At 66.7% G+C, this 20,827-nt stretch carries 33 protein-coding genes; all 33 read left to right on the forward strand.

Translation table 11 applies throughout. The features are described from left to right. Window positions 1-587 precede the first annotated feature (587 nt). The 33 genes from rpsL to rpsD all read left to right on the forward strand — a co-directional run bounded on the left by rpsL (window position 588) and on the right by rpsD (window position 20,705). Window positions 588-959, forward strand: coding sequence for a 30S ribosomal protein S12 (gene rpsL / locus NGB36_RS12395; RefSeq protein ID WP_031519741.1), 372 nt, complete (start codon window positions 588-590; stop codon window positions 957-959). Between the two features lie 3 nt (window positions 960-962). Beyond that, a complete protein-coding gene (gene rpsG / locus NGB36_RS12400; RefSeq protein ID WP_255920262.1) occupies window positions 963-1,433 on the forward strand; it encodes a 30S ribosomal protein S7 in 471 nt (156 codons plus the stop codon). Between the two features lie 38 nt (window positions 1,434-1,471). After that, on the forward strand, window positions 1,472-3,574 hold the full coding sequence (gene fusA / locus NGB36_RS12405) for an elongation factor G (RefSeq protein ID WP_255920263.1): 2,103 nt from the start codon (window positions 1,472-1,474) through the stop codon (window positions 3,572-3,574). A 209-nt stretch (window positions 3,575-3,783) separates the two neighbouring features. Beyond that, window positions 3,784-4,977 carry an elongation factor Tu gene (gene tuf / locus NGB36_RS12410; RefSeq protein WP_255920264.1) on the forward strand — a complete coding sequence of 398 codons (1,194 nt, stop codon included), beginning with the start codon at window positions 3,784-3,786 and terminating at the stop codon, window positions 4,975-4,977. 493 nt (window positions 4,978-5,470) lie between these two features. Beyond that, a complete protein-coding gene (gene rpsJ / locus NGB36_RS12415) occupies window positions 5,471-5,779 on the forward strand; it encodes a 30S ribosomal protein S10 (protein WP_073492397.1) in 309 nt (102 codons plus the stop codon). A 13-nt stretch (window positions 5,780-5,792) separates the two neighbouring features. Next, a complete protein-coding gene (gene rplC / locus NGB36_RS12420; protein ID WP_255920265.1) occupies window positions 5,793-6,437 on the forward strand; it encodes a 50S ribosomal protein L3 in 645 nt (214 codons plus the stop codon). An 8-nt stretch (window positions 6,438-6,445) separates the two neighbouring features. Next, complete coding sequence (rplD, locus tag NGB36_RS12425; RefSeq protein ID WP_255920266.1) at window positions 6,446-7,123, forward strand: 50S ribosomal protein L4; 678 nt, start codon at window positions 6,446-6,448, stop codon at window positions 7,121-7,123. Next, complete coding sequence (gene rplW / locus NGB36_RS12430; protein ID WP_255920267.1) at window positions 7,123-7,458, forward strand: 50S ribosomal protein L23; 336 nt, start codon at window positions 7,123-7,125, stop codon at window positions 7,456-7,458. Before rplD ends, rplW begins: the two co-directional genes overlap by 1 nt. Window positions 7,459-7,508: 50 nt before the next feature. Further along, window positions 7,509-8,345 (forward strand): 50S ribosomal protein L2, encoded by an 837-nt coding sequence (gene rplB, locus NGB36_RS12435; protein WP_255920268.1) that lies wholly within the window; start codon window positions 7,509-7,511, stop codon window positions 8,343-8,345. 12 nt (window positions 8,346-8,357) lie between these two features. Beyond that, window positions 8,358-8,639 (forward strand): 30S ribosomal protein S19, encoded by a 282-nt coding sequence (rpsS, locus tag NGB36_RS12440; protein WP_004571826.1) that lies wholly within the window; start codon window positions 8,358-8,360, stop codon window positions 8,637-8,639. Between the two features lie 46 nt (window positions 8,640-8,685). Next, a complete protein-coding gene (gene rplV, locus NGB36_RS12445) occupies window positions 8,686-9,033 on the forward strand; it encodes a 50S ribosomal protein L22 (protein WP_255920329.1) in 348 nt (115 codons plus the stop codon). After that, a complete protein-coding gene (rpsC, locus tag NGB36_RS12450) occupies window positions 9,033-9,872 on the forward strand; it encodes a 30S ribosomal protein S3 (RefSeq protein WP_255920269.1) in 840 nt (279 codons plus the stop codon). Before rplV ends, rpsC begins: the two co-directional genes overlap by 1 nt. Window positions 9,873-9,877: 5 nt before the next feature. Continuing rightward, window positions 9,878-10,297 (forward strand): 50S ribosomal protein L16, encoded by a 420-nt coding sequence (gene rplP / locus NGB36_RS12455; RefSeq protein WP_255920270.1) that lies wholly within the window; start codon window positions 9,878-9,880, stop codon window positions 10,295-10,297. Next, window positions 10,297-10,521, forward strand: coding sequence for a 50S ribosomal protein L29 (gene rpmC / locus NGB36_RS12460; RefSeq protein ID WP_255920271.1), 225 nt, complete (start codon window positions 10,297-10,299; stop codon window positions 10,519-10,521). The genes rplP and rpmC overlap by 1 nt, the downstream gene beginning before the upstream one ends. After that, the gene (gene rpsQ / locus NGB36_RS12465) at window positions 10,521-10,805 is read left to right on the forward strand and encodes a 30S ribosomal protein S17 (protein WP_255920272.1); all 285 of its coding nucleotides are present in this window, start codon (window positions 10,521-10,523) and stop codon (window positions 10,803-10,805) included. The genes rpmC and rpsQ overlap by 1 nt, the downstream gene beginning before the upstream one ends. Before the next feature lie 101 nt (window positions 10,806-10,906). Beyond that, complete coding sequence (rplN, locus tag NGB36_RS12470) at window positions 10,907-11,275, forward strand: 50S ribosomal protein L14 (RefSeq protein WP_255920273.1); 369 nt, start codon at window positions 10,907-10,909, stop codon at window positions 11,273-11,275. A 3-nt stretch (window positions 11,276-11,278) separates the two neighbouring features. Beyond that, complete coding sequence (gene rplX, locus NGB36_RS12475; RefSeq protein ID WP_255920274.1) at window positions 11,279-11,602, forward strand: 50S ribosomal protein L24; 324 nt, start codon at window positions 11,279-11,281, stop codon at window positions 11,600-11,602. Then, complete coding sequence (gene rplE / locus NGB36_RS12480; protein ID WP_255920275.1) at window positions 11,602-12,162, forward strand: 50S ribosomal protein L5; 561 nt, start codon at window positions 11,602-11,604, stop codon at window positions 12,160-12,162. The genes rplX and rplE overlap by 1 nt, the downstream gene beginning before the upstream one ends. Window positions 12,163-12,164: 2 nt before the next feature. Continuing rightward, on the forward strand, window positions 12,165-12,350 hold the full coding sequence (locus NGB36_RS12485; RefSeq protein WP_003956452.1) for a type Z 30S ribosomal protein S14: 186 nt from the start codon (window positions 12,165-12,167) through the stop codon (window positions 12,348-12,350). Between the two features lie 210 nt (window positions 12,351-12,560). Beyond that, a complete protein-coding gene (rpsH, locus tag NGB36_RS12490; RefSeq protein WP_255920276.1) occupies window positions 12,561-12,959 on the forward strand; it encodes a 30S ribosomal protein S8 in 399 nt (132 codons plus the stop codon). Between the two features lie 22 nt (window positions 12,960-12,981). After that, complete coding sequence (gene rplF / locus NGB36_RS12495; protein ID WP_255920277.1) at window positions 12,982-13,521, forward strand: 50S ribosomal protein L6; 540 nt, start codon at window positions 12,982-12,984, stop codon at window positions 13,519-13,521. A gap of 3 nt (window positions 13,522-13,524) precedes the next feature. After that, window positions 13,525-13,908, forward strand: a complete 384-nt coding sequence (gene rplR / locus NGB36_RS12500; protein WP_255920278.1) for a 50S ribosomal protein L18 — start codon at window positions 13,525-13,527, stop codon at window positions 13,906-13,908. A gap of 46 nt (window positions 13,909-13,954) precedes the next feature. Next, a complete protein-coding gene (gene rpsE / locus NGB36_RS12505) occupies window positions 13,955-14,560 on the forward strand; it encodes a 30S ribosomal protein S5 (RefSeq protein ID WP_255920279.1) in 606 nt (201 codons plus the stop codon). Window positions 14,561-14,562: 2 nt separating this feature from the next. Continuing rightward, window positions 14,563-14,745: a 50S ribosomal protein L30 gene (rpmD, locus tag NGB36_RS12510; RefSeq protein ID WP_255920280.1), complete on the forward strand. Its 183-nt coding sequence runs from the start codon at window positions 14,563-14,565 to the stop codon at window positions 14,743-14,745. A 1-nt stretch (window position 14,746) separates the two neighbouring features. After that, window positions 14,747-15,202 (forward strand): 50S ribosomal protein L15, encoded by a 456-nt coding sequence (rplO, locus tag NGB36_RS12515; protein WP_255920281.1) that lies wholly within the window; start codon window positions 14,747-14,749, stop codon window positions 15,200-15,202. Window positions 15,203-15,528: 326 nt separating this feature from the next. Further along, entirely contained in the window at window positions 15,529-16,848 is a 1,320-nt protein-coding gene (gene secY, locus NGB36_RS12520) for a preprotein translocase subunit SecY (RefSeq protein ID WP_255920282.1), read from the forward strand. Beyond that, entirely contained in the window at window positions 16,848-17,507 is a 660-nt protein-coding gene (locus tag NGB36_RS12525) for an adenylate kinase (protein WP_255920283.1), read from the forward strand. Before secY ends, NGB36_RS12525 begins: the two co-directional genes overlap by 1 nt. 97 nt (window positions 17,508-17,604) lie before the next feature. Then, window positions 17,605-18,441 carry a type I methionyl aminopeptidase gene (map, locus tag NGB36_RS12530; RefSeq protein WP_255920284.1) on the forward strand — a complete coding sequence of 279 codons (837 nt, stop codon included), beginning with the start codon at window positions 17,605-17,607 and terminating at the stop codon, window positions 18,439-18,441. A gap of 170 nt (window positions 18,442-18,611) precedes the next feature. Beyond that, window positions 18,612-18,833 carry a translation initiation factor IF-1 gene (gene infA / locus NGB36_RS12535; RefSeq protein WP_014144336.1) on the forward strand — a complete coding sequence of 74 codons (222 nt, stop codon included), beginning with the start codon at window positions 18,612-18,614 and terminating at the stop codon, window positions 18,831-18,833. A 60-nt stretch (window positions 18,834-18,893) separates the two neighbouring features. Further along, entirely contained in the window at window positions 18,894-19,007 is a 114-nt protein-coding gene (rpmJ, locus tag NGB36_RS12540) for a 50S ribosomal protein L36 (RefSeq protein WP_003956441.1), read from the forward strand. A gap of 190 nt (window positions 19,008-19,197) precedes the next feature. Then, window positions 19,198-19,578, forward strand: coding sequence for a 30S ribosomal protein S13 (rpsM, locus tag NGB36_RS12545; protein ID WP_255920285.1), 381 nt, complete (start codon window positions 19,198-19,200; stop codon window positions 19,576-19,578). 69 nt (window positions 19,579-19,647) lie between these two features. Then, the gene (gene rpsK / locus NGB36_RS12550) at window positions 19,648-20,052 is read left to right on the forward strand and encodes a 30S ribosomal protein S11 (protein WP_014144338.1); all 405 of its coding nucleotides are present in this window, start codon (window positions 19,648-19,650) and stop codon (window positions 20,050-20,052) included. 26 nt (window positions 20,053-20,078) lie between these two features. Further along, complete coding sequence (rpsD, locus tag NGB36_RS12555) at window positions 20,079-20,705, forward strand: 30S ribosomal protein S4 (RefSeq protein ID WP_255920286.1); 627 nt, start codon at window positions 20,079-20,081, stop codon at window positions 20,703-20,705. Window positions 20,706-20,827 lie beyond the last annotated feature (122 nt).

Genomic DNA, 20,827 nt, shown 5'->3' on the forward strand with positions numbered 1-20,827 from the left:
ATGTGGACACCGCCTTCGCGGGGTGCTGCTGGGCGCCCTGCGCGGGGGCGGGGGCAGGGACGGGGACGGCGGTCCCTGGGCGCTGGCGTGGGGGAGGCTGTCGCCTCACGGCGCTCCGCCCGCGGTCGCCTTCGGCGGCGGATCGTGGCACCGCCGCACCGCACCCTGTCGGTCACGGTGCGGGTGGCGGGCGCTCGGTCCTGGGCGGCACATGCCGGTGGCGACTTTCGTATGGTGACGGCGGCGACGGCGGGACCGGCCGGGACCTGGCGATTGGTGCATCACATCCATCCGTGATCCACCTGTGAGAACCTGCGCGTCCCATTTGTTTTGACCCGAGCCGATGCGCTAGGTACGCTCTGACCTTGTGCCTGGGGTGTCCCCGGGTTCTTGTGCGTGCCGTACGACCGCACGAGCCAAGGGACGACACGACCGCGCGGCATCAACACGATGTGGACCTGTCCGCCCAGCGGGCACGCGCAACGGTTCCGACACACCCGACCGCGTGGGTCGGGAAACGTGCGGTGGCCAACCAGAAAACCCCAGGTTAGCGTTATCGAGACTGGCACACAGAAACCGGAGAAACGGTGCCTACGATCCAGCAGCTGGTCCGCAAGGGCCGGCAGGACAAGGTCGACAAGAACAAGACGCCCGCGTTGAAGGGATCCCCGCAGCGCCGTGGCGTCTGCACGCGCGTCTACACGACCACCCCGAAGAAGCCGAACTCGGCCCTCCGTAAGGTCGCGCGCGTGCGCCTGACCAGCGGGATCGAGGTCACGGCCTACATTCCGGGTGAGGGTCACAACCTGCAGGAGCACTCGATCGTGCTCGTGCGCGGCGGTCGTGTGAAGGACCTGCCGGGCGTCCGCTACAAGATCATCCGTGGTTCGCTCGACACCCAGGGTGTCAAGAACCGCAAGCAGGCCCGCAGCCGCTACGGCGCCAAGAAGGAGAAGTAAGACATGCCTCGTAAGGGCCCTGCCCCGAAGCGGCCGGTCATCGTCGACCCGGTCTACAGCTCTCCGCTTGTCACCGCGCTGGTCAACAAGATCCTGCTGAACGGCAAGCGCTCCACCGCCGAGCGCATCGTCTACGGCGCCCTGGAAGGCCTGCGCGAGAAGACCGGCAACGACCCGGTCATCACGCTCAAGCGCGCCCTGGAGAACGTCAAGCCGACCCTCGAGGTCCGCAGCCGCCGCGTCGGTGGCGCGACCTACCAGGTGCCGGTCGAGGTGCGCCCCGCGCGCTCCTCCACGCTCGCCCTGCGGTGGATCGTGGGCTACTCGCGCGCCCGTCGCGAGAAGACCATGACCGAGCGCCTGATGAACGAGCTGCTGGACGCCTCGAACGGTCTTGGCGCCTCCGTCAAGCGCCGCGAGGACACCCACAAGATGGCCGAGTCCAACAAGGCCTTCGCGCACTACCGCTGGTAGTCGCTACCCCATCGAGAACCGAGAGAAGACTGAGCCAGATGGCCACCACTTCACTTGACCTGGCCAAGGTCCGCAACATCGGGATCATGGCCCACATCGACGCGGGCAAGACGACGACCACCGAGCGGATCCTGTTCTACACCGGTGTCTCCTACAAGATCGGTGAAGTCCACGACGGCGCTGCCACCATGGACTGGATGGAGCAGGAGCAGGAGCGCGGCATCACCATCACGTCGGCCGCGACCACCTGTCACTGGCCGGTCGACGGCGACGACTACACCATCAACATCATCGACACCCCGGGCCACGTCGACTTCACCGTCGAGGTGGAGCGCTCGCTGCGCGTCCTCGACGGTGCCGTGACGGTGTTCGACGGTGTCGCCGGTGTCGAGCCGCAGTCCGAGACGGTGTGGCGTCAGGCTGACCGCTACAACGTCCCGCGCATCTGCTTCGTCAACAAGCTCGACCGTGTGGGTGCCGAGTTCCACCGCTGCGTCGACATGATCGTCGACCGTCTCGGTGCGACGCCGCTCGTCATGCAGCTGCCGATCGGTGCCGAGGCGGACTTCAAGGGCGTTATCGACCTGGTCCGGATGAAGGCTCTTGTGTGGTCCGCCGAGGCGACCAAGGGCGAGATGTACGACACGGTTGACATCCCGGACACCCACCTCGAAGCCGCCCAGGAGTACCGCGACAAGCTGCTCGAAACGGCCGCCGAGGCCGACGAGGAGCTGATGGAGCTGTACCTGGAGGGCCAGGAGCCCACCGAGGAGCAGCTGGTCGCCGGCATCCGCCGCGCCACCATCGCGGGCAACCTGACCCCGGTCTTCTGCGGTACCGCGTTCAAGAACAAGGGCGTCCAGCCCCTGCTCGACGCGATCGTGAAGTACCTGCCGTCGCCGGTGGACGTCGAGGGCGTCAGCGGCCACAAGGTCGGTGACGAGGAGACCACGATCTTCCGCAAGGCTTCCGAGGACGAGCCGTTCTCCGGCCTGGCGTTCAAGATCATGAGCGACCCGCACCTCGGCAAGCTCACCTTCGTCCGCGTGTACTCCGGCCGCATGGACACCGGCACCCAGGTGCTGAACTCCGTGAAGGGCAAGAAGGAGCGCATCGGCAAGATCTACCGGATGCACGCCAACAAGCGTGAGGAGATCCCGAGCGTCGGTGCCGGCGACATCGTCGCCGTCATGGGCCTGAAGGACACCACCACCGGTGAGACCCTCTGCGACGCGCAGAACCCGGTCATCCTCGAGTCCATGAACTTCCCGGCTCCGGTCATCCAGGTGGCCATCGAGCCGAAGTCCAAGGGCGACCAGGAGAAGCTGGGCGTGGCGATCCAGCGCCTCGCCGAGGAGGACCCGTCCTTCCAGGTCCACACGGACGAGGAGACCGGCCAGACCATCATCGCGGGCATGGGAGAGCTGCACCTGGACGTGCTGGTCGACCGCATGAAGCGCGAGTTCAGGGTCGAGGCCAACGTCGGCAAGCCGCAGGTCGCGTACCGCGAGACGATCCGCAAGGCCGTCGAGCGGGTCGACTACACACACAAGAAGCAGACCGGTGGTTCCGGCCAGTTTGCGAAGGTGCAGATCGCGATCGAGCCGCTCGAGGGCGACGGCTACGAGTTCGAGAACAAGGTCACCGGTGGCCGCATCCCGCGGGAGTACATCCCGTCCGTGGACGCGGGCTGCCAGGAGGCCATGGAGTTCGGCGTGTTGGCCGGCTACCCGCTGACCGGTGTCAAGGTGACGCTGCTCGACGGCGCCTACCACGACGTCGACTCGTCCGAGCTCGCGTTCAAGATCGCCGGTTCGATGGCGTTCAAGGACGGTGCTCGCAAGGCCAGCCCGGCTCTCCTCGAGCCGATGATGGCCGTCGAGGTCACCACGCCCGAGGAGCACATGGGCGATGTGATCGGTGACCTCAACTCGCGCCGTGGCCAGATCCAGGCCATGGAAGACCGCAGCGGTGCCAAGGTCGTCAAGGCCCTCGTTCCGCTCTCGGAGATGTTCGGTTACGTCGGCGACCTGCGCAGCAAGACCTCCGGCCGAGCCAGCTACTCCATGCAGTTCGACTCCTACGCCGAGGTTCCGCGGAACGTCGCGGAGGAGATCATCGCGAAGGCCAAGGGCGAGTAACGCGCGTTCCGCGCACGCCCTTAGGCTTGACGGCAGGCGGTTCGGGGCATTCCGTCGCAGACCATCCGGTGTGCGACGGGTGCCCCGGCAGTCGGCACCCAATCCGCGGGTTGGCACAGTTACGGCCCTTCGGGGTCCTCACCAACCCGGCAAGTTGAACTGGCGCATACGAGTTATCGCGCACAGAACCAGTCCACAGGAGGACCCCAGTGGCGAAGGCGAAGTTCGAGCGGACTAAGCCGCACGTCAACATCGGCACCATCGGTCACATCGACCACGGTAAGACGACCCTTACCGCGGCGATCACGAAGGTGCTGCACGACGCGTTCCCCGACCTCAACGAGGCCTCGGCGTTCGACCAGATCGACAAGGCGCCGGAAGAGCGCCAGCGCGGTATCACCATCTCCATCGCGCATGTCGAGTACCAGACGGAGAGCCGTCACTACGCCCACGTCGACTGCCCGGGTCACGCGGACTACATCAAGAACATGATCACCGGTGCCGCCCAGATGGACGGCGCGATCCTGGTGGTCGCCGCGACCGACGGCCCGATGCCGCAGACCAAGGAGCACGTGCTCCTGGCCCGCCAGGTCGGTGTGCCGGCGATCGTCGTCGCACTGAACAAGGCCGACATGGTCGACGACGAGGAGATCCTGGAGCTCGTCGAGCTCGAGGTCCGTGAGCTCCTCTCCGAGTACGAGTTCCCGGGCGACGACGTCCCGGTCGTCAAGGTCTCCGCGCTGAAGGCGCTGGAGGGCGACAAGGAGTGGGGCCAGTCGGTCCTCAACCTGATGGCGGCCGTCGACGAGTCGATCCCGACTCCGGAGCGCGACGTCGACAAGCCGTTCCTGATGCCGATCGAGGACGTTTTCACGATCACCGGCCGCGGCACCGTGGTGACCGGTCGCATCGAGCGTGGTGTCCTCAAGGTCAACGAGACCGTCGACATCATCGGCATCAAGCCGGAGAAGACCACCACCACGGTCACCGGCATCGAGATGTTCCGCAAGCTGCTCGACGAGGGCCAGGCCGGTGAGAACGTCGGTCTGCTGCTCCGCGGCATCAAGCGCGAGGACGTCGAGCGCGGCCAGGTCATCATCAAGCCGGGTTCGGTCACTCCGCACACCGAGTTCGAGGCCCAGGCCTACATCCTGTCGAAGGACGAAGGTGGCCGCCACACCCCGTTCTTCAACAACTACCGCCCGCAGTTCTACTTCCGTACCACGGACGTGACCGGCGTCGTGACCCTTCCCGAGGGCACCGAGATGGTCATGCCGGGCGACAACACCACCATGTCCGTCCAGCTGATCCAGCCGGTCGCCATGGAGGAGGGCCTGAAGTTCGCCATCCGTGAGGGTGGCCGGACGGTCGGCGCCGGCCAGGTCACCAAGATCGTCAAGTGACCTGACGACGCCTCACGGCAGTCGAACGCCGAGCCCCGTACGCCGTAACGGTGTACGGGGCTCGGCGTGTTCAGGGGCCTTCGGGCGCGTGGCCCGGCATTGCCGTGCCTGGAGGGGGTCGGGGGCGTGCCACCCCGGAAATCTCACGGTGCCCCCCGATCACGCGCCGATTGGACTCCACCGGGGCACATATGGCACAGTGTCCAAGTTGCTCGGTTGAGTGCCGATGTCGCGCGCCTCCCGTCGGGAGGACCGGAAGCGAGTCCCACAGTACTCGTCGCCCCTCATCAGGGGCGGACGTACGGGAATCTTCCGGGAAGCACGGTGCGGGGCTCGCCAGGCGCCCGGTGGATGAGACTTCCCCATACCCCCTCCGAGGGCTCTCCTTGTGTGGAGAAATGCGGGGCGGGGTACGACACGCCCGACCGCGTGGGTCGGGGAGGTGCGTCACCGGAGCCCAGAGCGTTACGAGAGACAGGACTACGGAGTAGCCATGGCGGGACAGAAGATCCGCATCCGGCTCAAGGCCTACGACCACGAGGTCATCGACTCCTCGGCGAAGAAGATCGTCGAGACGGTGACCCGTACTGGTGCGCAGGTCGCAGGCCCGGTGCCGCTGCCCACTGAGAAGAACGTGTACTGCGTCATCAAGTCGCCGCACAAGTACAAGGACGCGCGCGAGCACTTCGAGATGCGCACGCACAAGCGCCTCATCGACATCCTCGACCCCACGCCGAAGACCGTCGACTCGCTCATGCGTCTCGACCTGCCTGCCGGCGTCGACATCGAGATCAAGCTCTGAGGTGACGCGCGAGATGGCTAAGCAGATTAAGGGCGTCCTGGGCGAGAAGCTCGGCATGACCCAGGTCTGGGACGAGAACAACCGCATCGTCCCGGTGACCGTCGTCAAGGCCGGCCCCTGCGTCGTGACCCAGGTGCGCACCAACGACACCGACGGCTACGAGTCGGTCCAGCTCGCCTTCGGCGAGATCGACCCGCGCAAGGTGAACAAGCCCCTCAAGGGCCACTTCGCCAAGGCCGACGTGACCCCGCGCCGCCACCTGGTGGAGATCCGCACCTCCGACGCCTCCGAGTACACGCTCGGCCAGGAGATCACCGCCGACGTATTCGAGGCGGGCACCAAGGTCGACGTCACCGGCAAGAGCAAGGGCAAGGGCTTCGCCGGTGTCATGAAGCGTCACAACTTCAGGGGACTCGGCGCCGGCCACGGCACCCAGCGCAAGCACCGCTCGCCCGGCTCCATCGGTGGCTGCGCCACCCCGGGCCGCGTGTTCAAGGGCCTCCGTATGGCGGGCCGCATGGGCAACGAGCGGGTGACCACCCAGAACCTGACCGTCCACGCCGTTGACGCGGAGAAGGGCCTGCTGCTCATCAAGGGCGCGGTTCCTGGTCCGAACGGCGGCCTCGTCCTGGTCCGTACCGCGGCCAAGGGGGCCTGAGGTAACCGATGAGCACCATTGACATCCTTTCGCCGGCAGGCGACAAGGCCGGGACCGTCGAGCTCCCCGCGGAGATCTTCGACGCCAAGGTCAGCATCCCGCTGATCCACCAGGTCGTCGTCGCCCAGCTGGCCGCTGCCCGCCAGGGCACGCACAAGACCAAGACCCGCGGCGAGGTCCGCGGCGGTGGCAAGAAGCCGTACCGCCAGAAGGGCACCGGCCGCGCCCGCCAGGGTTCGACCCGCGCTCCGCAGTTCGCCGGCGGTGGCGTCGTCCACGGCCCCGTGCCGCGTGACTACTCGCAGCGGACCCCCAAGAAGATGATCAAGGCTGCCCTCCGTGGCGCCCTGACCGACCGGGCCCGTCACAACCGCATCCACGTCGTCACCGGCGTGGTCGACGGCGACGCCCCGTCCACCAAGGCCGCCAAGGCCCTGCTGGGCAAGATCAGTGAGCGCAAGAACGTGCTCCTGGTCGTCGAGCGCGCCGACGAGACCGCATGGCTGTCGGCCCGCAACCTGCCCCAGGTCCACATCCTGGAGGCCGGCCAGCTCAACACGTACGACGTGCTCATCTCCGATGACGTGGTCTTCACCAAGGACGCCTTCGAGCGTTTCGTGGCCGGTCCGGTCGCGTCCAGCAAGGCCGTCGCCTCCGAGGCTGAGCTCGAAGGGAGCGACGCCTGATGAGCGAGCAGACCGCTGCAGCCGCCGTCACCAGCAAGACCTACACGGACCCCCGTGACGTCCTGCTCAAGCCGGTGGTCTCCGAGAAGAGCTACGCGCTGCTGGACGAGAACAAGTACACGTTCGTCGTCGACCCGCGTGCCAACAAGACCCAGATCAAGCAGGCCGTCGAGACGGTCTTCTCGGTCAAGGTCACCGGGGTCAACACGATCAACCGGCAGGGCAAGCGCAAGCGCACCCGCACCGGTTTCGGCAAGCGCAAGAACACCAAGCGCGCCATCGTGACCCTTGCTGAGGGCGACCGTATCGACATCTTCGGCGGCCCGGTCTCCTAACGGAGCTGGGACCGTCCAGAAGTCCGGAATTTTCCGAGGACTGAGAGACAATGGGTATCCGCAAGTACAAGCCGACGACTCCGGGCCGTCGTGGCGCCAGCGTCGCCGACTTCGTCGAGATCACGCGGTCCACGCCGGAGAAGTCGCTGGTCCGCCCCCTGCACAGCAAGGGCGGCCGTAACAACGCCGGTCGTGTGACCGTCCGTCACCAGGGCGGTGGCCACAAGCGCGCCTACCGCGTGATCGACTTCCGTCGTCACGACAAGGACGGCGTGCCGGCCAAGGTCGCGCACATCGAGTACGACCCGAACCGCACCGCGCGCATCGCGCTGCTGCACTACGCGGACGGCGAGAAGCGCTACATCCTCGCCCCGGCCCGCCTGAGCCAGGGCGACCGAATCGAGAACGGCCCCGGTGCCGACATCAAGCCGGGCAACAACCTCCCGCTGCGGCACATCCCCGTGGGTACGGTCATCCACGCGGTGGAGCTGCGGCCGGGCGGCGGGGCCAAGCTGGCCCGTTCCGCGGGCTCCAGCATCCAGCTGCTGGCGAAGGAGGGCGCCTACGCCCACCTGCGCATGCCGTCCGGTGAGGTCCGGCTGGTCGACATCCGCTGCCGTGCCACCGTCGGCGAGGTCGGCAACGCCGAGCAGTCGAACATCAACTGGGGCAAGGCCGGCCGCATGCGGTGGAAGGGCGTCCGCCCGACCGTTCGTGGTGTGGCGATGAACCCGGTCGACCACCCGCACGGTGGTGGTGAGGGCAAGACCTCCGGTGGTCGCCACCCGGTCAGCCCGTGGGGTCAGAAGGAAGGACGTACGCGTTCGCCGAAGAAGGCGAGCAGCAAGCTCATCGTCCGCCGCCGCAAGACGAACAAGAAGCGCTAGGAGCGGGTTCAGATGCCGCGCAGTCTCAAGAAGGGGCCCTTCGTCGACGACCACCTCGCCAAGAAGGTGGACGTACAGAACGAGGCAGGCACCAAGAACGTCATCAAGACCTGGTCCCGCCGCTCGATGATCGTCCCGGCCATGCTGGGCCACACGATCGCGGTGCACGACGGCCGCAAGCACGTCCCGGTGTTCGTCACCGAGTCGATGGTCGGCCACAAGCTCGGCGAGTTTGCGCCGACCCGCACCTTCCGCGGCCACGAGAAGGACGACCGCAAGTCGCGTCGTCGCTGATCTGCGGAAATAGCGAAGACCTATGACTGACACCGAAGGGACAACCATGGAAGCCAGGGCCCAGGCGCGGTACATCCGCGTCACGCCCATGAAGGCCCGCCGCGTGGTGGACCTCATCCGTGGCCTTGACGCCACGGAGGCTCAGGCGGTCCTGCGATTCGCTCCGCAGGCCGCGAGCGTGCCCGTGGGCAAGGTGCTCGACAGCGCCATCGCCAACGCCGCGCACAACTACAACCAGCCCGACGCCAATTCGCTGTACGTCAGCGAGGCATACGTGGACGAGGGCCCGACCCTGAAGCGGTTCCGGCCGCGCGCCCAGGGCCGTGCCTACCGGATCCGCAAGCGCACCAGCCACATCACCGTGGTCGTCGCCAGCAAGGAAGGGACCCGGTAATGGGCCAGAAGGTTAACCCGCACGGGTTCCGGCTCGGCATCACCACCGACTTCAAGTCCCGGTGGTACGCCGACAAGCTGTACAAGGACTACGTCAAGGAAGACGTCGCCATCCGCCGGATGATGACGCAAGGCATGGAGCGGGCCGGCATCTCCAAGGTGGAGATCGAGCGCACCCGCGACCGCGTCCGCGTCGACATCCACACCGCCCGGCCGGGCATCGTCATCGGCCGTCGCGGCGCGGAGGCCGACCGCATCCGCGGCGACCTGGAGAAGCTCACCGGCAAGCAGGTGCAGCTGAACATCCTCGAGGTCAAGAACCCGGAGACCGACGCTCAGCTGGTGGCCCAGGCCGTCGCCGAGCAGCTGGCCTCCCGCGTCTCCTTCCGTCGTGCCATGCGCAAGAGCATGCAGAGCACGATGAAGGCCGGCGCCAAGGGCATCAAGATCCAGTGCGGTGGCCGTCTCGGCGGCGCCGAGATGTCCCGCTCCGAGTTCTACCGCGAGGGCCGGGTTCCGCTGCACACGCTGCGCGCCAACGTGGACTACGGCTTCTTCGAGGCCCGTACCACCTTCGGCCGCATCGGCGTGAAGGTGTGGATCTACAAGGGCGACGTGAAGAACATCGCCGAGGTGCGCGCCGAGGGTGCCGCCGCCCGTGCCGGAAACCGCCCGTCGCGGGGCCCCGGCGGCAGCGACCGCCCGCAGCGCCGCGGCGGCGAGCGCGGGGGCCGTGGCCGCCGTCAGCAGGGCGGTGAGGCCCAGGCCGCCGCCAAGGCTGAGGCACCGGCCGCCGAGGCTCCGGCCGCAGCGCCCGAGTCCACCGGAACGGAGGCCTGACCCCAATGCTGATCCCCCGTAGGGTCAAGCACCGCAAGCAGCACCACCCGAAGCGCTCCGGCATGGCCAAGGGCGGCACCGAGCTGGCGTTCGGTGAGTACGGCATCCAGGCCGTCACCCCCGCCTATGTGACGAACCGGCAGATCGAGTCCGCTCGTATCGCCATCACCCGTCACATCCGCCGTGGCGGCAAGGTGTGGATCAACATCTACCCCGACCGTCCGCTGACGAAGAAGCCGGCCGAAACCCGCATGGGTTCCGGTAAGGGCTCGCCCGAGTGGTGGGTCGCGAACGTCAAGCCCGGCCGGGTGATGTTCGAGCTGTCTTTCCCGAACGAGAAGGTTGCGAAGGAGGCGCTGACCCGCGCCGCCCACAAGCTTCCGATGAAGTGCCGGATCGTCCGGCGCGAGGCAGGTGAGTCGTGATGGCGGCCGGAACCAAGGCTTCCGAGCTGCGCGAGCTGAGTGAAGAGGATCTCGTCACGAAGCTTCGCGAGGCCAAGGAGGAGCTGTTCAACCTCCGCTTCCAGGCGGCTACCGGGCAGCTCGAGAACAACAGCCGACTCAAGGTTGTCCGCAAGGAGATCGCCCGGATCTACACCCTGATGCGTGAGCGCGAGCTCGGCATCGAGACGGTGGAGAGCGCCTGATGAGCGAGAAGAATGTGACTGAGACGAAGCAGGAGCGCGGTTTCCGCAAGGTCCGTGAGGGCCTGGTCGTCAGCGACAAGATGGACAAGACCGTCGTCGTCGCCGTCGAGGACCGCGTCAAGCACGCGCTGTACGGCAAGGTCATCCGCCGTACCAACAAGCTCAAGGCGCACGACGAGCAGAACGCTGCGGGTGTCGGCGACCGTGTCCTCCTGATGGAGACCCGGCCGCTGTCCGCGACCAAGCGCTGGCGCGTCGTCGAGATCCTCGAGAAGGCCAAGTAAATCCCTGAGGGGCTCATCCCTCAGGACCGTTCCGTCAGGCTCGGTGAGGGGCCGCACCCCGGCCCCTCACCGGGAACCGACGCGACAATCAGGAGATAGACGTGATCCAGCAGGAGTCGCGACTTCGCGTCGCCGACAACACGGGTGCCAAGGAGATCCTCTGCATCCGTGTTCTCGGTGGCTCGGGCCGCCGCTACGCGGGAATCGGTGACGTCATCGTCGCCACCGTCAAGGACGCGATCCCCGGTGGCAACGTGAAGAAGGGCGACGTCGTCAAGGCCGTCGTCGTGCGGACCGTCAAGGAGCGGCGCCGTCCCGACGGCTCCTACATCCGCTTCGACGAGAACGCCGCCGTCATCCTCAAGGCAGACGGCGACCCTCGCGGTACCCGCATCTTCGGGCCGGTCGGCCGTGAGCTGCGCGAGAAGAAGTTCATGAAGATCATCTCGCTGGCGCCGGAGGTGCTGTAACCGATGAAGATCAAGAAGGGCGACCTGGTACAGGTCATCACCGGCAAGGACAAGGGCAAGCAGGGCAAGGTCATCCAGGCCTTCCCGCGCGAGGACCGCGTCCTGGTCGAGGGTGTCAACCGGGTCAAGAAGCACACGAAGGTCGGCCAGACCGCTCGTGGGTCGAAGACCGGCGGCATTGTGACCACCGAGGCCCCCATCCACGTCAGCAACGTTCAGCTGGTCGTGGAGAAGGACGGCAAGAAGGTCGTCACCCGCGTCGGCTACCGCTTCGACGAGGAAGGCAACAAGATCCGCGTTGCCAAGCGGACCGGTGAGGACATCTGATGACTGCCACCACCACGACGCCGCGCCTGAAGCAGCGGTACCGCGACGAGATCGCCCCGAAGCTGCGTGACGAGTTCGCGTACGAGAACGTCATGCAGATCCCGGGCCTGACCAAGATCGTGGTCAACATGGGTGTGGGCGACGCCGCCCGCGACTCCAAGCTGATCGAGGGCGCGATCCGCGACCTCGCCACGATCACCGGTCAGAAGCCGGCCGTGACCAAGGCCCGTAAGTCCATCGCTCAGTTCAAGCTGCGCGAGGGCCAGCCGATCGGTGCCCACGTCACCCTCCGCGGTGACCGCATGTGGGAGTTCCTCGACCGTCTGCTGTCGCTGGCGCTGCCGCGCATCCGCGACTTCCGCGGCCTGTCGCCGAAGCAGTTCGACGGGCGCGGCAACTACACCTTCGGTCTCACGGAGCAGGTCATGTTCCACGAGATCGACCAGGACAAGATCGACCGGGTCCGGGGTATGGACATCACCGTGGTCACCACGGCGAACAGCGACGACGAGGGCCGCGCGCTCCTTCGTCACCTCGGCTTCCCGTTCAAGGAGAACTGACCGTGGCGAAGAAGGCTCTGATCGCTAAGGCCGCCCGCAAGCCCAAGTTCGGTGTGCGCGCGTACACCCGCTGCCAGCGCTGCGGCCGTCCCCACTCCGTCTACCGCAAGTTCGGCCTGTGCCGCGTGTGCCTTCGTGAGATGGCCCACCGCGGTGAGCTGCCGGGCGTGACAAAGAGCTCCTGGTAACAACCGACTTCGGTTGTGCCGGTGCTCTCGTAAGCAGCTGGTCGGCGAGGGCCCGACCCCGACTGCCGTAAGGTTGAGGGGTTGGGCGCCCGCCGCTCAACTAAAAGTCTTACTACGCCGTAGGTCCCCGCACCGCACCCGTCCCCAGCGTGACTGGGGGAGAGGGATGGCGCATATAGGAAACCCCGGCGAGAGAGGCCTAAGGCCATCATGACCATGACCGACCCCATCGCAGACATGCTCACGCGTCTGCGGAACGCGAACTCGGCCTACCACGACGATGTCGTGATGCCGTACAGCAAGATCAAGTCGCACATCGCGGAGATCCTCCAGCAGGAGGGCTACATCACCGGCTGGAAGGTCGAGGACGCCGAGGTCGGCAAGAACCTCGTCCTGCAGCTGAAGTTCGGGCCCAACCGTGAGCGCTCGATCGCCGGCATCAAGCGGATCAGCAAGCCGGGTCTGCGGGTCTACGCAAAGTCCACCAACCTGCCAAGGGTGCTCGGCGGCCTCGGCGTGGCGATCATCTCCACGTCGCAGGGTCTGCTGACCGACAAGCAGGCAGGCAAGAAGGGCGTGGGCGGGGAAGTCCTCGCCTACGTCTGGTAACTCGGGAAACGGAGGTAAAGCCATGTCGCGTATTGGACGGCTGCCCATCCAGGTTCCCGCCGGCGTGGACGTCACCATCGATGGCCGGACGGTCCAGGTGAAGGGCCCCAAGGGTGCCCTCTCCCACACCGTTGCCGCGCCGATCGAGATCGCCAAGGGCGAGGACAACACCCTGGTGGTGTCGCGCCCGAATGATGAGCGTGAGTCGAAGGCCCTGCACGGCCTGTCGCGCACGCTGGTGGCGAACATGATCACCGGCGTGACCACGGGCTACAGCAAGGCCCTCGAGATCAGCGGTGTTGGCTACCGCGTCGCGGCGAAGGGCTCCAACCTGGAGTTCTCGCTCGGCTACAGCCACCCGATCCTCGTCGAGGCCCCGGAGGGCATCACCTTCAAGGTCGAGTCCCCCACCAAGTTCAGTGTCGAGGGCATCGACAAGCAGAAGGTCGGCGAGGTCGCCGCGAACATCCGCAAGCTGCGCAAGCCCGACCCGTACAAGGCCAAGGGCGTGAAGTACGCGGGCGAGGTCATCCGCCGCAAGGTCGGAAAGGCTGGTAAGTAAGCCATGGCATACGGTGTGAAGATCGCCAAGGGTGACGCCTACAAGCGCGCCGCCGCCAAGCGTCGCCACATCCGCATCCGCAAGCGGATCTCGGGCACGACGGAGCGTCCGCGCCTGGTCGTCACCCGGTCCAACCGGGGCATCGTCGCCCAGGTGATCGATGACGTCGCGGGCCACACGCTCGCGTCCGCCTCGACGCTGGACGCCTCGATCCGCTCCAGCGAGGGCGACAAGACGGCCAAGGCCAAGCAGGTCGGCGCACTGGTCGCCGAGCGGGCCAAGGCCAAGGGCATCGAGGCCGTCGTGTTCGACCGCGGTGGCAACCAGTACGCGGGGCGCATCGCCGCTCTGGCGGACGCCGCCCGCGAGGCCGGGCTCACGTTCTGAGCCGGTTCTTCCGTAGCTACGGACGCAACTGAGAGAGGTAATTCCAATGGCTGGACCCCAGCGCCGCGGTGGCGGCGCCGGTGGCGGCGAGCGGCGGGACCGGAAGGACCGGCGGGACGGCGGCGCTGCTGCCGAGAAGACCGCTTACGTCGAGCGTGTCGTCGCGATCAACCGCGTCGCCAAGGTTGTCAAGGGTGGTCGTCGCTTCAGCTTCACCGCGCTGGTCGTGGTGGGCGACGGCGAGGGCACCGTGGGTGTCGGTTACGGCAAGGCCAAGGAGGTGCCGGCCGCCATTGCCAAGGGTGTGGAGGAGGCCAAGAAGCACTTCTTCAAGGTCCCCCGTATCCAGGGCACCATCCCGCACCCGATCCAGGGCGAGAAGGCCGCCGGCGTCGTGCTGCTCAAGCCGGCGTCGCCCGGTACCGGTGTGATCGCCGGTGGCCCGGTACGTGCCGTCCTGGAGTGCGCCGGCATCCACGACGTGCTGAGCAAGTCGCTCGGCACCGACAACGCGATCAACATCGTGCACGCCACGGTGGAGGCGCTCAAGGGGCTGCAGCGCCCCGAGGAGATCGCCGCCCGTCGTGGTCTGCCGCTGGAGGACGTTGCTCCCGCCGCTCTGCTGCGGGCGCGTGCCGGGGCGGGTGTCTGATCATGGCCCGTCTGAAGATCACGCAAAGCAAGTCCTACATCGGTAGCAAGCAGAACCACCGTGACACCCTGCGTACGCTCGGGCTCAAGCGCCTGCACGACGTGGTCGTCAAGGAGGACCGCCCGGAGATCCGCGGCATGGTGCACACCGTGCGCCACCTCGTCACGGTCGAGGAGGTTGACTGAGATGGCGGAGGAGAAGCCGCTGAAGGTCCACAACCTCCGTCCGGCTCCGGGCGCCAAGACCGCCAAGACCCGTGTGGGTCGTGGTGAGGCGTCCAAGGGCAAGACGGCCGGTCGTGGTACCAAGGGCACGAAGGCCCGCTACCAGGTTCCGGAGCGCTTCGAGGGCGGGCAGATGCCGCTGCACATGCGGCTGCCCAAGCTCAAGGGCTTCAAGAACCCGTTCCGGGTCGAGTACCAGGTCGTGAACCTGGACAAGCTGGCCGCGCTCTACCCGCAGGGTGGCGAGGTCACGGTGGCCGACCTGGTCGCCAAGGGCGCGGTTCGCAAGAACCAGCTGGTGAAGGTGCTCGGCAACGGTGAGGTCTCCGTGGCGCTGCAGGTGACGGTCGACGCCGTCTCCGCTTCCGCCAAGGAGAAGATCACCGCTGCCGGCGGCACTGTCACCGAGCTCGTCTGAGCTCGATGTTCAACCATCCGGGGATGTCCCGCTGATCGTGTGATCGTGCCGATCGTGGGACATCCCCGGGCTTGGTTCGCCTTGCGCTCTCCCAGGCTCTGCGGACGGCCTGTCGTGCCGGAGGCGCGCGCCTTGATCGAAGCCTCGGCCGGCCTCCTCCCGCTTCGCGGGGGACCCCCTCCGCCTGGTTGCGCGCGCCGCTCACAGGTTGGTCATTCCTCGGATCGCTTCCTCGCCGGTAAGGTGGCGAGGACAGGCCCTATCAGTCGACCCCTCACCCCGTCACCTTCCGTGTCGCGCGGCGCGGAAGACGCAGGAGGCACCACGTGCTCACCGGTTTCGCCCGGGCATTCAAGACGCCCGATCTGCGCAAGAAGCTGCTGTTCACGCTCGGCATCCTTGTGCTGTTCCGGCTCGGCGCCTCTGTACCGCTGCCGGGGGTCAACTACGCGAACGTCAACGAGTGCATCAAGGAGGCCGGCGGCAACGGCGGTCTCTTCGGCATGATCAACATGTTCAGCGGCGGCGCACTGCTGCAGCTGACGATCTTCGCGCTCGGCATCATGCCGTACATCACGGCGAGCATCATCCTGCAGTTGCTCACCGTGGTCATCCCGCGCCTCGAGGCCCTGAAGAAGGAGGGCCAGGCCGGGCAGACGAAGATCACCCAGTACACCCGGTACCTGACGCTTGCTCTCGGCGTGCTCCAGGGCACCGGCCTGGTGGCCACCGCGCAGAGCGGCACTCTCTTCCGCACCTGCACCGTCGGTAGCCAGATCGTGCCGGACACCTCGATCTTCCGGACCTCGGTCATGGTCATCACGATGACCGCGGGCACCGTGATGATCATGTGGCTGGGTGAGCTCATCACCGACCGCGGCATCGGCAACGGCATGTCGATCCTGATGTTCACCTCGATCGCGGCCGGATTCCCGAGCGCGCTGTGGGGGATCAAGAAGTCCGGCAAGATCTTCGCCGGCTGGGGTGAGTTCGGCCTGGTGATCGTGGTCGGCCTGGCGATGGTCTGCCTCGTCGTCTTCGTCGAGCAGGCGCAGCGCCGCGTCCCGGTGCAGTACGCCAAGCGGATGATCGGCCGCCGTTCCTACGGCGGTACCTCGACGTACATCCCGCTGAAGGTGAACCAGGCGGGTGTGATTCCCGTCATCTTCGCTTCGTCGCTGCTCTACATTCCCGCGCTGATCGTTCAGTTCAGCGGTGACTCGACCTCGTCCTGGGCTCAGTGGATCAGCACGAACCTGACAAAGGGCGACCATCCGGTCTACCTGACCCTCTACTTCTTGTTGATTGTTTTCTTCGCCTTCTTCTACGTGGCGATTTCCTTCAACCCCGAGGAAGTTGCAGACAACATGAAGAAGTATGGTGGGTTCATCCCGGGCATCCGGGCCGGCCGTCCCACCGCGGAGTACCTCGGCTACGTGCTCAACCGCATCACGTGGCCCGGTTCGCTGTACCTGGGGCTGATCGCCCTGGTTCCTACGGTGGCCATCGCGTTCTTCCAGGGGAGTCAGAACAACTTCCCCTTCGGTGGCACCAGCATCCTGATCATCGTGGGTGTCGGCCTGGAGACCGTGAAGCAGATCGAGAGCCAGCTCCAGCAGCGTAACTACGAAGGGTTCCTCCGCTGATGAGAATCGTCCTCGTCGGGCCGCCTGGCGCTGGTAAGGGCACGCAGGCCCAGTACCTGGCCAAGAACCTGTCGATCCCGCATATCTCCACCGGCGACCTCTTTCGTGCCAACATCAGCCAGGGCACGCCGCTGGGCAAGCAGGCCCAGGAGTACATGAACGCCGGCCGCCTGGTGCCGGACGAGGTCACCGTCGGGATGGCGGAGGACCGTTTGAGCCAGCCGGACGCCCAGCACGGTTTTCTGCTGGACGGCTTCCCGCGCAACATCGGCCAGGCCGAGGCGCTCACCTCCTTCCTGTCGGAGAAGGGCCTGACGCTCGACGCCGTGCTCGACCTCGAGGTCCCCGAGGAGGAGGTCGTCAAGCGGATCGCCGGCCGCCGGCTGTGCCGCAAGGACGGCGCCCACGTCTTCCACGTCGAGTACAACCCGCCGAGGACCGAGGGCGTGTGCGACATCTGCGGCGGTGAGCTGTACCAGCGCGACGACGACACCGAGGAAGCGGTGCGGGTGCGGCTGGACGAGTACCACACCAAGACCGAGCCGATCATCGACTACTACAAGGCGCAGGACCTGGTGGTGACGATCTCCGCGCTCGGGGGCGTGCAGGAGGTCACCGAGCGGGCGATGAACGCGCTCGGAAGGACCGAGGCCGCGTAGCGTCGCGAGGCATATGTACGCAGGCCGGCCGCGGTGTCCTGGACGCCGCGGCCGTACTGTTGGAAATCCGGACCCGGACAGCGGAAGGCCCATATCCATGGTGGAGATCAAGACCCCGGAGCAGATCGCGAAGATGCGCGAGGCCGGGCTGGTCGTCGCGGCGATCCACCGTGCCTGTGGTGAGGCGGCCGTTCCGGGGACCAGCACCAAGGAGCTCGACGAGATCGCCGCCAAGGTGATCGCCGACCACGGCGCCAAACCGAACTTCCTCGGCTACGGCGGCTTCCCCGGCAACATCTGCACCTCGGTCAACGACGTCGTCGTCCACGGCATCCCGGGCCGCGAGACCGTCCTGAAGGACGGCGACATCATCTCCATCGACGCCGGGGCGATCGTGGACGGCTGGCACGGCGACGCCGCCTTCACCGCGTTCGTCGGGTCGGGTCACGCTCCGGAGCTGGTCGAGCTGAGCCGGGTCACCGAGGAGTCGATGTGGGCCGGGATCGCCGCCTTCCGCAAGGGCGACCGCCTCGTCGACATCTCGCGCTCCATCGAGAACTACATCCGCCGCCAGCCGCGCCCGGCCTCCGGCACGTACGGGATCATCGAGGACTACGGCGGCCACGGCATCGGCACCCAGATGCACATGGACCCGCACCTGCTCAACTACGTCACGCGCAAGCGCGGGCGCGGTCCCAAGCTGGTGCCGGGCATGTGCCTGGCGATCGAGCCGATGGTGAGCCTGGGATCGGCGACCACGCACGTCCTCGAGGACGACTGGACGGTCAAGACCGACGACGGCAGCTGGGCCTGCCACTGGGAACACTCGGTCGCGCTCACCGAGCAGGGCCCGCTGGTGCTCACCGCCGTGGACGGCGGCAAGGCGAAGCTGGCCGAGTACGGCATCCAGGCCGCGCCCGACCCCCTTGGATGACCGCGCCGACCTCCTGGCGTAACGATCTTTCCCGCTGGGCACACTGCACTCCAACGGACCCTCGATTCGTCATTCCGTGTGGGCTGGCGTAGACTGATGCGTCGGCTCACGTATGCGCATGTCCAGGCACACGCGAGCCGATCAAGGTAGCCGATCTCGAAAGGCGAAGCGTGCCCAAGAAGCAAGGGGCCATCGAAATCGAGGGCACCGTGATCGAGTCTCTGCCGAACGCCATGTTCAAGGTAGAGCTCCAGAACGGGCACAAGGTCCTCGCGCACATCAGCGGCAAGATGCGCATGCACTACATCCGCATCCTGCCCGACGACCGGGTCGTGGTGGAGCTGTCTCCGTACGACCTGACGCGCGGTCGGATCGTCTACCGCTACAAGTAGATCTCAGCCGGCGTCCCGCTCCCGTGGGACGGTGGCACGACCCGGAGAACCTCACATCCCATGAAGGTCAAGCCGAGCGTCAAGAAGATCTGCGACAAGTGCAAGGTGATCCGCCGCCACGGCCGGGTCATGGTCATCTGCGACAACCTGCGCCACAAGCAGCGCCAGGGCTGACGCACGACCTGCACTCGCAGTTCTCCGCGCGACGCACAACGCAATACGTACATACGCAGTCACCCGACCCCTCGCGCCTGGCGCGGGGACGTCACCCCCGGTCGGAGGCCGGGGACCCGGCTCGGAAAAGCCACACATTCCGGGAACGGTGCTGCGGAAGACCTCCGAATAGCCACCAGGAGCCAGATTCATGGCACGCCTCGCAGGCGTTGATCTCCCGCGCGAGAAGCGCGTCGAGGTCGCTCTGACCTACGTCTTCGGCATCGGGCGTACCCGTGCCCAGGAGACCTTGAAGAACACCGGTGTGAACCCGGACACCCGCGTCCGCGACCTCGCCGAGGAAGACCTCGTCAAGATCGGCAAGTGGGTCGACGAGAACTACACGACCGAGGGTGACCTCCGCCGTGAGGTTCAGGCGGACATCCGCCGCAAGGTGGAGATCGGCTGCTACCAGGGCCTGCGTCACCGCCGCGGCCTGCCAGTGCACGGTCAGCGCACCCACACCAACGCTCGCACCCGCAAGGGCCCGCGTCGCGCCATCGCCGGCAAGAAGAAGCCGGGCAAGAAGTAGTCCGAAGCAGGACCACGCCGCAAGCGGTCCGTGCTGTAGGACCGATCACCTCCACGGGAGTACATACCTATGCCTCCGAAGGGCCGTCAGGCCGGCGCCAAGAAGGTGCGCCGCAAGGAGAAGAAGAACGTCGCCCACGGGCACGCTCACATCAAGAGCACGTTCAACAACACCATCGTTTCGATCACCGACCCGACCGGGAACGTGATCTCCTGGGCCTCCGCCGGCCACGTCGGCTTCAAGGGCTCGCGCAAGTCGACCCCGTTCGCCGCGCAGATGGCCGCCGAGTCGGCCGCCCGCCGTGCCCAGGAGCACGGCATGCGCAAGGTCGACGTCTTCGTCAAGGGTCCGGGGTCCGGCCGTGAGACCGCGATCCGCTCGCTGCAGGCCACCGGCCTGGAGGTGGGCTCGATCCAGGACGTCACCCCGACCCCGCACAACGGCTGCCGCCCGCCCAAGCGCCGCCGCGTCTGACCAGCTGAAGTAGGAGAACCAAGACAATGGCGCGTTACACCGGGGCCGACTGCAAGCGTTGCCGTCGGGAGAAGCAGAAGCTCTTCCTCAAGGGGAGCAAGTGCGAGAGCGCGAAGTGCCCGATCGAGATCCGTCCTTACCCCCCGGGTGAGCACGGTCGCGGGCGCACCAAGGACAGCGAGTACCTGCTGCAGAAGCGCGAGAAGCAGAAGTGCGCTCGCATCTACGGCGTCCTTGAGAAGCAGTTCCGCGGGTACTACGAGGAGGCGAACCGCAAGTCCGGCAAGACCGGCGAGAACCTGCTGCGCATCCTCGAGTCCCGCCTCGACAACGTGGTCTACCGGGCCGGCTTCGCCAAGTCCCGCGACCACGCCCGTCAGCTGGTCCGTCACGGCCACATCCTGCTGAACGGCCGCAAGATGGACATCCCGTCGGCTCGGGTTTCCCCGAACGACATCATCGAGGTCCGTTCCTCCTCGCGTCAGATGACCCCCTTCGTGGTCGCTGCCGCCGAGGCCGGCGAGAAGACGGTTCCGGCGTGGCTGGAGGCCAGCCCGTCGAAGCTGCGGATCCTCGTGCACTCGCTGCCCGAGCGCCAGGTGATCGACACCCAGGTGCAGGAGCAGCTGATCGTCGAGCTCTACTCGAAGTAAGGCGGGGGTCTGGGGGTCGGCCCCCAGATGGCCGCAGCATCGGGCAGGAGCCTCCCGGCGATACGGGTGGGGCGGTACGCGGCCGGTCATTCGGCCCGTACCGCCCGTACCCTTGTCAGTAC

It is taken from the genome of Streptomyces humicola, from assembly GCF_024436035.1.
GTDB lineage: Bacteria > Actinomycetota > Actinomycetes > Streptomycetales > Streptomycetaceae > Streptantibioticus_B > Streptantibioticus_B humicola.